Origin of the sequence: Pseudomonas sp. T8 (genome assembly GCF_024610635.1) — a bacterium.
Lineage (GTDB): Bacteria > Pseudomonadota > Gammaproteobacteria > Pseudomonadales > Pseudomonadaceae > Aquipseudomonas > Aquipseudomonas chlororaphis_I.
This window is the reverse complement of the sequence record NZ_CP102374.1, coordinates 712,295-727,877: the sequence shown is the minus strand read 5'-3', so window position 1 is coordinate 727,877 and position 15,583 is coordinate 712,295. Positions and strand designations below refer to the sequence as shown.

Annotated in this window: 16 protein-coding genes; 3 read left to right on the top strand and 13 right to left on the bottom strand. The window is 61.0% G+C overall.

What is annotated here, in order from left to right; all coding sequences use genetic code 11:
• Positions 1-123 precede the first annotated feature (123 nt).
• The 3 genes from NRG23_RS03175 (at position 124) to NRG23_RS03165 (ending at position 4,282) form a co-directional block, all read left to right on the top strand.
• On the top strand, positions 124-1,332 hold the full coding sequence (locus tag NRG23_RS03175; RefSeq protein WP_257373730.1) for an aspartate transaminase: 1,209 nt from the start codon (positions 124-126) through the stop codon (positions 1,330-1,332).
• Between the two features lie 9 nt (positions 1,333-1,341).
• A complete protein-coding gene (locus NRG23_RS03170) occupies positions 1,342-2,886 on the top strand; it encodes an MFS transporter (protein WP_257373729.1) in 1,545 nt (514 codons plus the stop codon).
• 64 nt (positions 2,887-2,950) lie between these two features.
• Positions 2,951-4,282 (top strand): OprD family porin, encoded by a 1,332-nt coding sequence (locus NRG23_RS03165; protein WP_257373728.1) that lies wholly within the window; start codon positions 2,951-2,953, stop codon positions 4,280-4,282.
• Between the two features lie 186 nt (positions 4,283-4,468).
• Here the strand turns inward: NRG23_RS03165 and NRG23_RS03160 are convergent, their stop codons facing one another.
• The 13 genes from NRG23_RS03160 to NRG23_RS03100 form a co-directional block, all read right to left on the bottom strand.
• The gene (locus NRG23_RS03160; RefSeq protein ID WP_257373727.1) at positions 4,469-4,738 is read right to left on the bottom strand and encodes a LysR family transcriptional regulator; all 270 of its coding nucleotides are present in this window, start codon (positions 4,736-4,738) and stop codon (positions 4,469-4,471) included.
• A 61-nt stretch (positions 4,739-4,799) separates the two neighbouring features.
• A complete protein-coding gene (locus tag NRG23_RS03155; RefSeq protein WP_257373726.1) occupies positions 4,800-5,423 on the bottom strand; it encodes an NIPSNAP family protein in 624 nt (207 codons plus the stop codon).
• 4 nt (positions 5,424-5,427) lie between these two features.
• Positions 5,428-6,624 carry an alpha-hydroxy acid oxidase gene (locus NRG23_RS03150; RefSeq protein ID WP_257373725.1) on the bottom strand — a complete coding sequence of 399 codons (1,197 nt, stop codon included), beginning with the start codon at positions 6,622-6,624 and terminating at the stop codon, positions 5,428-5,430.
• A 149-nt stretch (positions 6,625-6,773) separates the two neighbouring features.
• Positions 6,774-8,024 (bottom strand): OprD family porin, encoded by a 1,251-nt coding sequence (locus NRG23_RS03145; RefSeq protein WP_257373724.1) that lies wholly within the window; start codon positions 8,022-8,024, stop codon positions 6,774-6,776.
• Positions 8,025-8,204: 180 nt separating this feature from the next.
• The gene (locus tag NRG23_RS03140; protein WP_081361024.1) at positions 8,205-8,705 is read right to left on the bottom strand and encodes a flavin reductase; all 501 of its coding nucleotides are present in this window, start codon (positions 8,703-8,705) and stop codon (positions 8,205-8,207) included.
• Between the two features lie 11 nt (positions 8,706-8,716).
• Positions 8,717-9,676, bottom strand: coding sequence for a PDR/VanB family oxidoreductase (locus NRG23_RS03135; protein ID WP_210472081.1), 960 nt, complete (start codon positions 9,674-9,676; stop codon positions 8,717-8,719).
• Positions 9,677-9,744: 68 nt separating this feature from the next.
• Positions 9,745-10,485 (bottom strand): SDR family NAD(P)-dependent oxidoreductase, encoded by a 741-nt coding sequence (locus tag NRG23_RS03130; RefSeq protein WP_081361021.1) that lies wholly within the window; start codon positions 10,483-10,485, stop codon positions 9,745-9,747.
• Positions 10,486-10,496: 11 nt separating this feature from the next.
• The gene (locus NRG23_RS03125; RefSeq protein WP_081361019.1) at positions 10,497-10,973 is read right to left on the bottom strand and encodes an aromatic-ring-hydroxylating dioxygenase subunit beta; all 477 of its coding nucleotides are present in this window, start codon (positions 10,971-10,973) and stop codon (positions 10,497-10,499) included.
• A gap of 17 nt (positions 10,974-10,990) precedes the next feature.
• Positions 10,991-12,277, bottom strand: a complete 1,287-nt coding sequence (locus NRG23_RS03120) for a Rieske 2Fe-2S domain-containing protein (protein ID WP_081361018.1) — start codon at positions 12,275-12,277, stop codon at positions 10,991-10,993.
• 37 nt (positions 12,278-12,314) lie between these two features.
• A complete protein-coding gene (locus NRG23_RS03115; protein WP_257373723.1) occupies positions 12,315-12,845 on the bottom strand; it encodes a nuclear transport factor 2 family protein in 531 nt (176 codons plus the stop codon).
• An 11-nt stretch (positions 12,846-12,856) separates the two neighbouring features.
• The gene (locus tag NRG23_RS03110; RefSeq protein ID WP_081361015.1) at positions 12,857-13,216 is read right to left on the bottom strand and encodes an IacB protein; all 360 of its coding nucleotides are present in this window, start codon (positions 13,214-13,216) and stop codon (positions 12,857-12,859) included.
• 18 nt (positions 13,217-13,234) lie between these two features.
• Entirely contained in the window at positions 13,235-14,407 is a 1,173-nt protein-coding gene (gene iacA / locus NRG23_RS03105; RefSeq protein ID WP_257373722.1) for an indole-3-acetate monooxygenase, read from the bottom strand.
• 14 nt (positions 14,408-14,421) lie between these two features.
• On the bottom strand, positions 14,422-15,543 hold the full coding sequence (locus tag NRG23_RS03100) for an amidase (protein WP_257373721.1): 1,122 nt from the start codon (positions 15,541-15,543) through the stop codon (positions 14,422-14,424).
• Positions 15,544-15,583 lie beyond the last annotated feature (40 nt).

The following is a 15,583-nucleotide window of genomic DNA, read 5'->3' as shown; positions in this document are numbered from 1 at the left end:
CAGGGGCTGCACGCTTGCAGCCATAAGCACTGCCTATCAGACCAGAACGATCTCGTCTTATGGCGGCCGCGCAAGCGCCTCGTACTGTAGGGCCTCGTCAACGTCATCAACGAGGAACGCCACGTGACCGCCTCCCGCATCGCCGCCCGTGTGCAACGCATCAAACCATCGCCCAGCAGCGCCGCTTCCGATCGGGCCAACGAACTGCGCCGGCAAGGCAAGTCGATCATCAACCTGGTGGTCGGCGAACCGGACTTCGATACCCCGGTGCACATCCGCCAGGCCGCCAGCGCCGCCATCGAACGGGGCGAAACCCGCTACACGCAAAACGCCGGCACCCCAGAGCTGCGCCAGGCCATAGTCGCCAAGCTGGCTCGCGAGAACGGCCTGAGTTATGACGCCCAGCAGATCCTGGTCACCAGCGGCGCGAAGAGCGCGATCTTCAATGCCTTCGCCGCCACCCTCGGCGCCGGCGACGAGGTGCTGATCCCGGCGCCGTACTGGGTGTCGTACCCGGACATGGTGCTGGCCTGCGAAGGTGCACCGGTGACCCTCGCCTGCCCGGAAGAACACGGCTTCAAGCTGACCCCGGCGCAACTGCGCGGCGCCATCACCCCACGCACCCGCTGGCTGCTGCTCAACTCCCCCAGCAACCCCACCGGCGCCAGCTACAGCGCCGATGAACTGCGTGCCCTGGCCGATGTGCTGCTGGAGTATCCGCAGGTGCTGCTGATGACCGACGACATCTACGAACACATCCGCTACGAAGGCCTGGACAACCCGCACATCCTCGCCATCGAACCGGCGTTGAGCGAACGCGCCCTGGTGGTCAACGGCGTATCCAAGACCTACGCCATGACCGGCTGGCGCATTGGCTACGCCGCCGGCCCCGGCGATCTGATCGCGGCCATGGCCACCCTGCAATCGCAATCCACCAGCAATGCCTGCTCGGTCAGCCAGGCCGCCGCCGTGGCGGCGCTCAACGGCGACCAGAGCTTCGCCAAGGACAGCGTGGCGGTCTACCAGCAACGCCGCGATCGCTGCCTGGAACTGCTCAACGCCATCCCTGGCCTGAGCTGCCGCAAGCCCGACGGCGCCTTCTATCTCTACGTCAACTGCGGCGGCCTGCTGGGCAAGACCACGGCCCAGGGCAAGCGCCTGGACAGCGATTCGGACGTGGTCATGTACCTGCTGGAAAGCCAGGGCGTCGCCGTGGTGGCGGGCACCGCCTATGGCCTGGCGCCATTCTTCCGGATGTCGATCGCTACCGATATCCAGACCCTCGACACCGGCTGTTCGCGGATCGCCGCGGCCGTCGCAGCGTTGAACTGAGGAGCGATGATGAGCACGGCGCCCCATCCGCCCCTGAGCTTCAGGCAGGCCCTGCTGGCGATGCTCGGCATCTCCCTGGTGCTGATGCTCTCGGCGCTCGACCAGACGGTGATCGGTAACGCCCTGCCGAGCATCGTCGCCGAGCTGCAGGGCTTCGAGCTCTACGCCTGGGTCGCCACCGGCTACATGCTGGCCTCCATCGTCACCATCCCGATCTTTGGCCGGCTGGGCGATTACTACGGGCGCAAACCCTTCGTGATCGCTGCCACCTTGATTTTCACCCTGGCCTCGCTGCTCTGCGCCCTGGCCGGCGACATGCTGTTGCTGGTGATCGGTCGCGCCTTGCAGGGGGTGGGCGGCGGCATGTTGATCGGCACCGCCTTCGCCTGCATTCCGGAGCTGTTTCCCGACACCCGCCAACGCCTGCGCTGGCAGATGCTGCTCAGTGCCCTGTTCAGCGTGGTCAACGCCATCGGCCCTGGGCTTGGGGGTTACCTGACCGGGGCGTTCGGCTGGCGTTCGGTGTTTTATCTCAACCTGCCCCTGGGTGGCCTGGCGCTGTTTTTCGCCTGGCGCTACCTGCCCTATTACCGCCCGCAACAGCAACTGAAGATCAGCCTGGACTGGCCCGGCGCGCTGCTGATCGCCCTGGCCCTGGGCAGCCTGCAACTGTTCGTCGAATGGCTGGGGCATTCGAGCCTGGCCTTGAGCGCGGCGCTAGGCCTGGGCTGCCTGGCCGCCGGTATCGCCCTGTGGTTCTGGGAGCGACGCTGCCAGCACGCCCTGCTGCCGGCGGCGCTGTTTGGCCTGGTGAGCATGCGGCTGTTGTTCGTACTGTCGATGGCCGCCGGCGCGATCATGTTCTCGCTGCTGTTCTACCTGCCCCTGTTGCTGCAAGGCAGCTACGGCTACTCCCCGCAGGACGCCGGCCTGCTGATCACCCCGCTGGCGCTGAGCATCACCCTGGGGGCCATCGTCAACAGCCGCATTGTCACCCGCCTGCGCAATCCGAACCTGTTGCCACTGTGTGGCTTTGCCGCGCTACTGCTGGCCTGCGTGGGCCTGGCCGTGGTCGGCCGCGGTGCCTCGTTCAACCTGCTGCTCGGCCTGATCCTGCTGGCCGGGCTCGGGCTGGGCTTCATCCTGCTCAACCTCACGGTCTTCACCCAGACCCTCGCCGAGCGCCAGTTCCTCGGGATCGCCACCGCGCTGACCCAATCGTTGCGTCTAGTAGGAGGCCTGCTCGGCACCGCCGGCATGGGCGTGCTGGTCAACCTGCTGTACAGCGCCAACCTGCAGCGGTTGTTTCTCGCCCAGGGCCAGGCCGAAGGGCTGAAGGCCTACGCCGACCCGCAGGTGCTGCTGCGCCATGACCCGGCCCTGCTCGGACAGCCGCAATGGCTGGCGCTGGCCCGGGACGCGCTGGCCCAGTCGGTGGGGGTCGGCCTGCTGTTGTGCGCGGGCATCGGGGTGCTGGCGCTGCTGATCCTGTACCGCTTGCCGCCGGTGAGGCTGAACGTCTCGCCGACCATCGCCGCTGCCAAAAAACAATAAGCACTTCACTGCCGCCTTCGACTGCCCTCTCACCACACTCGACAACAGCATGGGGATGACTCCGATGGAGCTTTTCAATCGCACACCTAAAGTAGTCGCCGGTATCTGCGGCCTGATCATCGCTCAACAGGGTTACGCCGCCGGCCTGGTGGAAGACAGCAAGCTCAGCGTGCTGGCGCGCAACTTTTTCAGTAATGCCGACAACCGCAGCGGCGCGACCGCCCCCAATTACACTCAGGAATGGGGTCAAGGTTTCATCGCCAACTTTCAGTCCGGCTACACCCAGGGTACCGTCGGGTTCGGTGTCGACGCGATTGGCATGTACGGTATCCGGCTGGACTCCGGCAAGGGCCGGCACTACAACCCCCAGAGCACTGCCTTCAACGGCAATATCTTCCCGACCGACAGCGATGGTCGTGCCGTGGATGAGTTCGGCAGCCTGGGCCTGACGGCCAAGGCCAAGTTCTCCAACACCGAACTCAAATACGGCACGCTGGTGCCGATGTTGCCGGTGGTGATGTCCACTGACCGAATGCTGCAGCAAACTTTCAATGGCGGGCAGATCCAGTCCAAGGACCTGGAGAACGTCACCTTCACCCTCGGGCAGTTGGAACATGTCAAAGGTCGTGGTTCAAGCAACCAGATGGGCATGTCGATACCGGGGGCGAACAATCCGCAGACCGGTGAGTTCGTCAACAAGTTCTATTACGGCGGCGTGGACTACAAAGCGACCAAAGACCTGACCTTGCAGTACTACTACGGCAACCTGCAGGACTTTTACAAACAGAACTTCCTGGGCCTCAAATACGATATGCAGGTAGGCCCCGGTACCCTGCGCACCGATCTGCGTCACTTTGATAACCGTTCCGATGGCGCCAACGGCCACGATCCCGACTTCTTCACCTTCGGTTATTACGGCAACGGCGTGACCAAAGGCAAGGTCGATAGTCGCCTGGACAGCGCACAATTCACCTACCTGCTGAACGGCCATACCCTCGCCGCCGGCCTGCAGCAAGTCAGTGGCGACAGCGATGCGGTGTGGTTGAACCAGGGTGACGGCTCCACCGCCTATTTCATGACTGAATCGATGATCGGCAAGTTCCAGCGTGCCGGGGAAACCACCTGGCAGGTTCGTTATGGCTATGACTTTGCGAAGGTCGGGGTTCCCGGTTTGAGTTTCCTGGGCATGTACGAAAGCGGCTCGAACATCCGCACCCCCACAGGCGACAAAAGTGAGTGGGAGCGCAACCTGACCGTGAGCTATGTTATTCAGCAAGGCCCGCTCAAAGACTTGAGCATTGCCTTGCGTCACGCCTCATTGCGTACCGGAGTGTCCACCCAACGGGACAGTGACGAGCATCGAGTGATCATCAGCTACCCGCTGAACATCCTGTAAACCCCGTGGCACACTGGATAATGCGCATCGTCGTTCAGTGTGCCTCTAGTAAAACATCGGCGCTGTCGCCGCGACCTACACCCGGATAACCCTCACCAGGTTTGCCGATCTGAGGCAACTGGCGACCGGCAATCCGGATGAACAACGCCAACAGTCGCACGCACAGCAGGATCGCCGTCCGCTCGGCTAATCCCGCCTCGAGTCGAACGAAGCGACCACGCTCTCTATCTCGGCCAGCGCGCGAGTGCAATGCTCGTAGAACAACAGGCCATCCTCGGTCAAGGCAAAGCTGCGAGTAGTACGCTGGAATAGCCTGACACCCAGGCGTTTCTCCAGCCTTGCCACGGCGTTGCTGACGGCGGCGCGGGTCAAGTGAATCTGTTCCCCAGCCGCGGAAAAACTACCCGCTTCGGCGGCGATCATGAAGGTTGAAATACCAGCCAATTTGTCGCTCATCATCGCCCCTCTTTTATAAATTTAAGGCAACCTGGAACAGAAAATCATCCTTGGCCGATGCTCAGTGCAAGGGTGAAAACGCCGCCGGCAAGTAAACCGAAGACTGCATCTCTTGCAATTGCGGCGCGGAGTTTACGGGTGGCCACACACCATCGCTCACAGCCTGGGTGCGCACCTGCAAGCGTTGTTCGAGACTCGAGTACGGCCAGATATGCAGATAGCGCGGCAGCTTCCCACTCGTGGCGTAGAACGCCGCATACACAGATGAATAGGCGTCACCGGTGCGTGGACCCACCGCCTTGCGCCAGCCAGCAAGCGTCGGAGCCAGCCCCGAAGGCACCAGGTCGTATTCACGCAGCTCGTAGAACGGCCCATGGGCCCCTGGGGGTAAAGGTTCAAGGAACGGGAAAAGCCGATAGTCCTCAATCTGTTGACTCAACACGAACTCGCCGATGCCGAACGCGTCGTTGGCCAGCAGACAGCGCTCTCGTTCCTGCTGGCGGATTTTGGTATCGGCAAATCCACGAAGGACTACAATCCGGTTCTGCTGGCCGATTTCCGACAACCAGCAGCCCATCAATCGAATACCATCAGGCGGGTCATTCAGGGCTTGTTGCAGGCGAGGCAATGCTTGCGCCGGGGTGCGTACACGCAGCGTGAAGGTGATCAGTTCGTACAGTTCCATGACGTCATCCCCGGTAGATCGAATGGGCGTGCACGTCGGCCAGCCAGTCGGGGCTTAGGTCCGCGATATCGGCGCAGCCCATCAGGTTGAGCGTACGGACAAACTCTTCGTGGAGCAGGTCCAACGCGCGACCGGCACCCTGCTCCGCGGCCACCGCGACGCCATAGAGGGTTGCGCGCCCCAACAACACCGCATCAGCCCCAAGGGCCAAGGCTTTGGCGATGTCACTGCCACGACGGATACCACTGTCGAGTAGCAGCGCCATCTTGCCTCTGACCACAGGCGCGATCAGCCGCAGCGCATCCAGACTCCCAAGTGCCCCCTCAAGCTGACGACCGCCATGGTTGCTCACCACCAATCCATCGAGCCCCAGCGCCATGGCTTTTTCGGCATCTGCCGGATGCAGCACGCCCTTGAGCAGTAAGCGCCCGGACCACTGATCGCGCAGGCGAGCGAGCATGGACCAGTCCAGGAGCGTGTCCATCTGCTCTCCAATGAACTTCATCGAACCCAGGGCATTGCGCTCAGCGGGCGGCAGGAACGGTTCAAGGTTCCCCATGGACGGCAAGCCGTTCGGCCACATGACCTGACGCAGCCAGCGAGGATGGCGCAGCACATCGAGTTTGTTGCCCAGACTCAACTCGCGCGGACGAACGAAATTACGGCGGTCCCACTCACGATTGCCCAGCACCATCGCGTCACTGGTCAACAGCAACGTGTCGACGCCAGCCTGCTGTGCTCGAGACAGCAGACTGGCCTGTATTTCAGGGTCGCGCATGGCGTATAGCTGGAACCAGAGATTAACGTCCGGCACTTGCGCCTTGATCGCTTCCATCGAGACGTTGGACACGGTACTGAGGCAAAACGGCAACCCGCGCGCGGTCGCGGCCCGGGCCAGGTGAAGGTCGGCATCGCGGTGCAGCATGCCGTTGTAGCCGGTAGGTCCGATCAGCATCGGTACGGCCAGTTCACGACCCAGCAAGCGACGCTGGGTCACTGGAGGATGACACGGAACCAGCGTGCGCGAATGCAGATGTACTTCGCTAAATGACGCGCGGTTGCGGGCCAGGGTCAACTCGTCCTCGGCGCCGCCAGACAAGTATTCCCAGGCAAAGTGCGGCAACCGATGGCGAGCCAGTTCCGCCAGTTCGGCGATGCTGTGAACGCGACTCAGGTCCCGACCACGGAAGAAGCTACGCATACAGACTCCTCGAAGAAAAAACCCGGCGAGCAACCGGGAAAAGGGAATAGCGAAAAACAAACGAGCCAGTTGCCCGGCTCTGCCGCAACGACTTGAAGTCGTCGCGGAACGGGACAAGGCACCTTCACTGGGGCCTTGCCCGATGAGCCTTACCAGATTTTCCAGGTGTAGCTGGTGATCAGACGGTTCTCGTCGAAGTCATTGCCATAACGCTGCTTGACCATGTAGTTCTTCCATTCGAGGCCCAGACCTTTGAGTGCCCCGCTCTGCACTACATAACGCAGTGCCAGGTCGCGCTCGTTCTCGGTTTCGTCGGCCAGAGTGTCACCGCGCTTGATATCGGTCCCCTTGATATAACGGGTACTGAAGGTCAGACCGGGGATCCCCATGGCCGCGAAGTCATAGGCATAACCCACGCCCCATGAGCGCTCCTGAGGACGCATGAATGGCTGATTGGCCCAGTTCAGCAGGTAGAACTGCGGGATGTAGCCGTTAAGCGTCGGGAACATGCTCTGGCCGAACATGCGTTGATAGACCAGGCTGGTACGGTGCGGTCCCTTGGTCAGGGTCAGTCCGGTGGACAGCGCGCGGTTATCGATATCGCCGCTCAGTGCCTCGCCATCTTCCTTGTTGTCGAACCAGCGTACATCGGCGCGCAAGCCGTAGCCGTTGCCCAAGTCGGTGGTGTGTGCAAGGCCGTAGTACTGTTGACGATAGATATCGTGCACAACACCGTAGAAGTAACTGGCCTGAAGTCGCGGTGTAGCGTTCCATACGGCCCCGCCGAAATCCATTCCCTTGTCGCTGTCCAGGCTGTCCTTGGAGCCGAACTTGTAGAACTTCTCGTGATCGGACGATTCCCGGGTGACGGCAGACCAGAAGCGGCCACCCGTCAGCGTCAGGTTGTCGATTTCCTTCGACTCGACGACAGCACCTTGAAAAATGGTGTCCAACTGGCGACTGGGGTCATGCCAGGCGACAGGCAATTCCGGGCGCATGTCACCGATTTTCAGCTCGGTCTTGGAGTACTTCATTTTGAAGGTCGCTCCGGCCCGGCTGTAATCCTTGCTCGTCATTCCTTTGGCGGCGTTGTAGGGCAACGTACCGTCATTGCCGGTGGAATCCAGCCGCAGGGCGTACTGCGCATCCACATCCAGACCGAACGCCACCGGCGTATCGGTGTAGCCCGATGTGAACTGCAGGTCGAAACCCTGGGACCAGTTACCCACTTGCGGTACCTTCGCCCCGCTCTTGGTGAAGTTGCGGTCGAGGTAGAAGTTACGCATGTCGACCTTCAGATGACTGTCATCGACCAGGTCGGCGTACGCTGCCACGGGGGAAGCCACGGCTCCCATCAGGCCCAAATATTTGAAGCTGCGCGCAAAAGACGAGTACAACATGTGACGCCCCCATTCATCCCGGCCAGGCCGGGGGGATTTGGTATGAGCAGATCAACAAAGTTAGTAACTCGGCAGTCAATTCGCGGTGTGCATTCTGAGGCACGGCTATCCGCGAAATACGGACACGACGTGCCCGCTCGCCTGACTTTGAGGCCAGGTTCTAGGTATGTGGAACAAGACTTAGCGCAGGTTTTTCGAGGTCTCGCCAAGGCGGTGGTAGGCACGGTTGAAATACACCAGGCCGTCCTGTGTATCGCCCTGCCTGATCGCCAGGATTTCGCAGTAGAAGATGCTATGGGAACCGACTTCATGCACCTGAGCGATCCGGCAATCGAAATTCACCAGGCCCTCATCCATCGCGGGCGCGCCACTTTGCAGAATCGACCAGGCGGTTGTGGCAAAACGCTCATCCATGCTCAGGTTCTTGTTGGCGAACGCGCCGGACAAGGCCTGATGGCTGGCAGCCAGGACGTTGACACACACAGCCCCGTTGGTCTTGAAATGCGCGTTGGAGTGCGAGGCGCGATTCATGCAAACCAAGAGTGTGGGGGGTGAGTCGGTAACGCTGCAGACAGCCGAGGCCGTGAAGCCGAAGCGACCGGCAGGACCATCGGTGGTGATGACTGATACGGCCCCGCCGAGCAGGGCCATGGCGTTACGAAATCCATTGATGTCGACCATTGCCGTTACTCCTAGATGTCCAGAACCAGTTTTTTCGATTTGGCGCGCGAACAGCAGACCAGGATCTGGTCGTTGTCAGCCTTCTCGTCGTCCGTCAGGTAGACATCACGATGATCCGGTTCGCCCTCGAGTACGTCGCATACGCAAGTACCGCACACACCTTGCTCGCAAGAAATCTCGATCTTGATGCCCACACTCGCCAGTGCCTCGAGGATTGTCTGGCCGGCGGCGACCTCAACAGTCTTGCCGCTGCGAGCAGCCACGACTTCGAAGCTTTCACCACTGATATCAACCTCAACCTGGAAATACTCGCGATGTATATGTGTGTCGGCGTAACCGACTTCCAAAGCCGTGGCGATGACCCAATCCATGAACCCGGAGGGGCCGCAGGTATAAACATGTACCCCGGCTTCAGGCGAGCCGAGTACGCTAATCAGGTCGAGTTTTTGTGCAGCGTTCTCATCGTCGAAATGGACGCTTACCCGCGCCGCGAAATCGGCGTTCTGCAATTCGTCGAGGAAGGCCGTACTGTTGCGCGAACGGGCGCAATAGTGCAGTTCGAAGTCCTGCCCGTCGGCCTGCAACGCATACGCCATAGCAATCATCGGGGTAATGCCGATGCCGCCACCGATCAGGATCGACCGAGTGACCTGGGTGGCCAGCGGAAAATGATTGCGCGGCGTGCTGATGGTGACTTCAGTGCCTTCTAGGAGCTCCTCATGCACCCCGATTGAACCACCGCGAGATGCCGGGTCCTTGAGCACACCCAGGCGATATACCCCGGCATTGGCTGGATCGCCGCACAAGGAATATTGACGCACCAGGCCTGGGGCGACATGGATATCGACATGCGCGCCGGCCTCGAACCCGGGTAGCAGGCCGCCGTCGGGACTAATCAGGTCGAGCACGACAACGCCGTCGCCCTGAATTTCGCGCTTGCTTACGATGACTTTCAACAATTCTTCATTCATGAGCGGTGTACCGTGGTAGATCGAGTAGGGCCCCGACGTCTGCCCTCACCCAAGGGAAAGGCATGTGTTTAACGCATGAACAAACCACCGTTCACATCCCATGTGGCACCGGTGGTGAAATAGGCTTCGGGACGCGCCAACTGGACGACCAGATCGCCGAGGAATCCAGCATCGCCCAAGCGCCGGACGGGAATGTTGCCGATGAGGCTTTCCATACGCTCAACGGGTACCGCCGCCCGAACGGCCGGCGAATCGATCGGCCCTGGAGCGATGGCATTGACTGTCACGCCCTGGCCCGCGAATTCTTTGGCAAAGATCTTTGTCAGGGTGATGATCCCGCCTTTGGAAGCGGCGTAATGTGCACCAGTCGCGGTACCGCCGTTCTGTCCAGCCAGCGAGGCCATATTGATGATCCGGCCATAACCGGCTTCGGCCATGTACGCACCGATTACCTGGCAGCCGACAAACACGCTGCGCAAGTTCAAGCCAACGACAGCATCGAACTCCTCGGGGCTGATCTGCATCACTGGTGTCGTCATGGTGATCGCCGCATTGTTGACCAACACGTGCAGCGCCCCCCACTGTTCGAGCACCTGCGCGAGGGCCGCTGCAAAGTCGGCTTTGCATGTGACATCGAGCTTGATGGCGACAGTGCTCTCGCCCGTGTCGTCCAATTGCCCGGCTGCCGCGGTGGCCGCTTCCAGAGAGCGGTCGGTGACCACCACCTTGTAGCCCGCTTCCAGCAGTCGGGCGCACAAGGTGTAACCCAACCCTTGGGCGGCACCGGTGACCAGTGCGATATGGTTCATGAGACGTCCTCTCACAGGATGTAGCCGATACCAGCCAAGGTATCGTCGGAGTTGATCAGCCGGATCAGCTTGCGCTGGATCTTGAAACTCTCGTCGCAGCGCTCAAGTTCATAAACGAGGTCTGCGCTGTAGTGCTTGAGTGCGTCCTTTCGGAACTCCCGCAGGTTCTGCGCACAACGCACCGTGATGTGAGCCCCGTCGTCGAACAACACCCGAAAGCGCGACAACGTCCGCACCGTGCGCGGCAGCGGGCTGGTGGAAATCGACTCGCCGCCGGTCAGGCGCTGAACTCGTAACTCGCGCATGTGGTGGTCGTCGTAGGCGTAATTGAGTGAGTTCTCGAAGTCCTGCTCCTTCGGGTCAATCGGGATGATGTACGTCCCTTTTTCGGCCCACAGAGCCAGCCAGGCGTCATATTCGGAATGGTCAAGCATGTCGCCTTCCTGCCAGATGAAGGCGGTCACTTCTTGCAGCGATTGCAGGTTCATACGGTCTTCTCCACGCCTCAGGCTTTATTCGGGGCCGACATCATTTTTTTCCACTGCTGGTACGCCGCGCGCATGCCGGTCTCGGCGCTCACGTCGCTGAGCAGTCCGTCTTCGGTAGGCGTCTCTCCAGGCAGCCCACGGTTGAGCATGATCCACAGGTTCTCACCGGCGCTCGCGCCCTTCTGCACCCGCTCCCAGGCCTCGGAATCGTCCGGCGTGCCAAAACCCATCGGCCCCTGGAAATGCTCGTGCAGGCGCAGGCGATAACGGTTCGCCACCGCCGGGCCGCCGTCCATGGTGATCACCGAGTGATGGATTTCGGTTTCGGTCACCGAGATTGGCTGCAACACACGGAAGAACGCCATCGAGCACGCGACGTTGGGGAACAGATTGAGATTGAAGCCCGAGCCACCCACGGCCCGGACGATGCGCCGCACCTGTTGCTCATCGACACCTTCGGCGCGCAACTCGACAGCCAGGTTCTCGAAGCGTTCAGGAATCGGTTTGTCCAGGTCGGCCTCCAGGTCCACCAGGTCAGGGATCATCACCATCACGCTATGACCGTTGCCCAGGTCTTCGACATAACCGGGGCCTTCGACGAAGTCGAACAAGGCCAGGGTTTCTTCATCCACGGACGACAGGAAGGACTTGTGCACCAGCGGGAAGTGGTAGGCATCGGTGGTGTTTTCCAACTGGATTTTCCAGTTGCCCGGGAAGCGGAAACGATGCTCGCCCGGAACTTTGATCGGGTAGCCGGCCCCCTGCTTCATGAACAGGTCCATCCACTTTTTCGCCGGGCCGAGAAAGTCCACCAACGGCTCGATATCGTCCTTGAAGGTGGCGAACAGCATGCCGGCGTATTCCTCGACACGCAGGCTCACCAGCGGGAACTCGGCCTTGTCCAGGCAATCGCCGTAGCTCTCTGGGTGCGGTACGCCGCGCAACGAACCATCGAGTGCGTAACTCCAGCCGTGATACGGGCAAACGAAACTGTTGGTCTTGCCTTTCTTGTGCTCACAAACAGTAGCGCCACGATGGCGGCAACGGTTGAGCAACACATGCACCTGTTTCTTGCGATCACGCACCACGATCACCGGCTGCTTGCCGATGTAGGTACTTTTGTAACTACCGGCGTCCGGAATCTCACTGGTGTGCGCCACCCAGACCCAGGTGCTGTAGAAAATCTTTTCCAGCTCTACATCGAACAGCTTGGCGTCGGTGTACAGCGAGGTATGGACGCGGTCGGCCTGGACCAGTTCTTCGGGACTGACGTCCAGGTTCACGGTTTCAATCAGATTGCTCACGGTGTCTCCTCGTCGACTTCTTGGCCGACTTCAACAGTCATTGCTCGGGTGTGTTGGGTACCGGCAAACGGGCGTCGCTGTTCCATGCCTGCACGGGGCGACCGAACAGGTTTTCGGTCTGAAAATGTGCCATGCGCCACTGCCCCTCTTCCTCAGCGAAACGCACTGTCAGGCGCGCGGCGTTGAGGTGCGAAGCGCCACTGGCGAAGGTCGAGGTCTGCAGCATCACCCAGCTTCCCGACGCACCCTGCCCATCCACCTCGATCAACTCGCTAGTGAGAAAGTGCACATTGAGAACGAAATGCGCGGGCGGTTTCATGTACGTGGCAAACATGGCGCCGATCGCTTCGCGGCCTCGGTAGCCACCGAAACTGTCAGCGTATTTGGCCCCCTTGCCCTCCCATACCGCTTCGCGAGTGAACAGGCCGGCCAGTTCCTCCAGCGGCGTGTTGACATCGAGAACATCACACAGCGCCATGTAGCGACTCATGCAGGCACGCACGGCGTGTTCGATTTCGAAGCGATGTAGTCGCTGATGTAATTCGGTTAATGAGACGGGGCTGGGCATGCTGGCAGACCTCAACGCTGAATGATCAGTTCGCGACCGGTACGGGCCTCGACCTTGGCGTACTTCCACAGCTTGTAAGTACCGTCGCCCACCGGCGTACTGCGGAACAGGTTGCAGGCCGCGTGCACGGTTTCGATGTCGGGGACATCCGCCAACAAGTAGGTGGTCCAGGGAAAGCCAGTGGAAGGGCCGACCATGCTCTGGTCGTCATCCATGTTGCCGAACACCTTGACGCCCGACAGGTCATGAATGCCGTTCCACATCTCGCTGAATGCAGCCCAGACCTGCAGTTGTTCGTCGCGCGGCGCGTCGAAAAAGTTCTGGTTGATGCCCATGCAGAACAGCACGCGCAGTGTTTTTTTCTCGCTCATGTTTCGCTCCTCGAAGGGTTACAGGTAACCAGGCAATGGCGGCTTGCCAAAGAACATGGCGCCCGCGCTCTGGTAAGTGACGTCACCCATGAAGGCATGCTGAGTCACCACTTGGGCGTCGTTGACGCATCGAGACAGAGGGCTGTCGTTGTAGACGCCGCTCATGCCCGACAACATTTGCGCGGTGCGCGCCACGTCGGCGGCGACCCGTGTAGCGTGGGTCGATGACAGCCGCAGCAGATTGGTGACCTGTGCCGGCACGGCGTCGCCTGCCAGCACATGACCCCAGGCCTGCTCGATGGATTCGTAGAAAAAAGCGCGGGCAGCGCGCAAGGCGGCCTCGGCCTTGGCGATCTCGACTTGGGCCAGAGGCCTGTCGGCCAATGCTGGAGCGCCGGTCACGGAAATTCGTCCGCTGGCCATGCCGCTCAACTCATCCAGTGCGGCGCGTGCCACACCGAGGCCGACCACTGACAAAACCTGCGTAGCGAACGAGAGCGATGGATAGCGGAAGAACGCTTCATCCAGGGTCGGAGCGCCGCCACGTACAAAGGTCCAGTCCTCGGGCACGACCACATCCTCGACCACCAGGTCATGACTGCCGGTGCCCAACAGGCCAACGGTGTCCCAGGTTTCTTCGATACGTGCCTCGCTGCGCGGCATCACGGCCAGACGCGGCAGATCGAGCTTGTCGCCGTTCTTCGGCGCGATACCGACCCCCAGCAACGTGGCGCCCATGGAACCACTGGAATACTTCCAGCGACCGTTGACCTTGAAGCCACCCTCTACCCGTTCGGCTGGCTGTGGCGGAAAGATCCCGCCAGCGAACACCACATCCGGGCCATCGGCATACACCTGGGCGATGGTCGACAACGGCAGTGCCGCGAGATAAACCGGGCTCATACCAAAGCTGGCGACCCAACCGGCGGAGCCATCGGCCTGGGAAATGCGCTCAATCAAGCGACAGAAATCACCCGGTGAAGCTTCATCGCCGCCGAACCGTTTCGGGACCAGGGAGCGATAGATGCCGTGGGACTTGAACGCGTCGATCACATCCTGGGAAATGTGCCGTTGGCGATCAAACTCGCCTTGACGGGCGCGTGTGCGCACGTCGTTGAGCATCGCCTCGAAACGTTCATCGTTGGTTTGGGGTGCGATAGCGTCCAGGGCCGTCGCCTTAAGCGGATTCATGACTGGCTCCATGATCAAGTGCGATTCGAATACAGGCGTTGCAACAACAACCCGGCGACGGCGAGCAAATGCTCATCGGCGCCTTTGGCGGCCACCAATTGCAAGCCGGCCGGCAACCCTTGTGCACTGCCCAGAGGAATGGTCAGCGCGGGGTGTCCGGAGAGGTTGAAAGGACGCACCAGGGCGGTCATGCCCAGCACGGCGCGGGTATTGGAAGCGTCGGCGATGGCCAAGGGGAAGTCCGGCATGGTAGGCAGCGCCAGCACGTCGAAATGCTTCAGCGCTTCATCGACTTCGGCGGTAAAACGCGCCCTCACCTGCTCCGCTTCGGCCAGTGCCTGATCAGTGGTTTCACCGGCCGCAGCCAACCGGTCGGCAATGTCGGCACCGACCCGCCCTGTGTCCAGCAAGTGCCCACACGCGACGAATGTTTCGCGGTTGATCACCACCATACCGGCGTCATAAGCGCTGACCATGTTTGTCAACGGCGCTTCATACAGAGACAACCCACTGTTAGTCAGCGCATCGGTGACCGCTCGCTGTACAGCCTCATTGGCCTGCACCGGTACCACACCGATACGGGCATCGACGAGGGTCGGCAAGCGGGAGAAAGTCGGATCGATGGCCCGCATTGCGGTCACCAGCATCGGCAGGCTGTTGGCGAACGGCCCGACACAGTCGAGGCTCGATTTCTCGGGCATTACGCCTTTGCGGCTGACTCTGCCAAACGTCGGCTTGAAGCCGAACACACCGCAGCAGCACGCAGGAATACGCACCGAACCACCAGTGTCGGTGCCCAGGGAGAAATCAGCCAAACCTGCCGCGACCGCCGCGGCCGAACCGCTGGAAGACCCACCGGGAATACGCCCGGGAAAGCGTGGGTTGGCTGCGGTGCCGGTCCAGTGATTGATGCCCGTGGTGCCGTAGGCCAGCTCATGGAGGCTGGTCTTGCCAATGAGGCGGCAGCCGTTAACGAGCAATGCTTCAACCACCGCGGCGTGGTGCAGAGCAGGTTCGGCATCTTGAAGGGCGCGACTGGAAGCACGGGTCGGCACACCCGCTACGTCGATGGTGTCCTTCACCATCACTGTGGGGCCATTGCCATCAAGGGAAACTTGCTCGACCACGATCGTCATATCGGATTCACCTGTAACGAGAGCCTGGAAGACGCCGGGT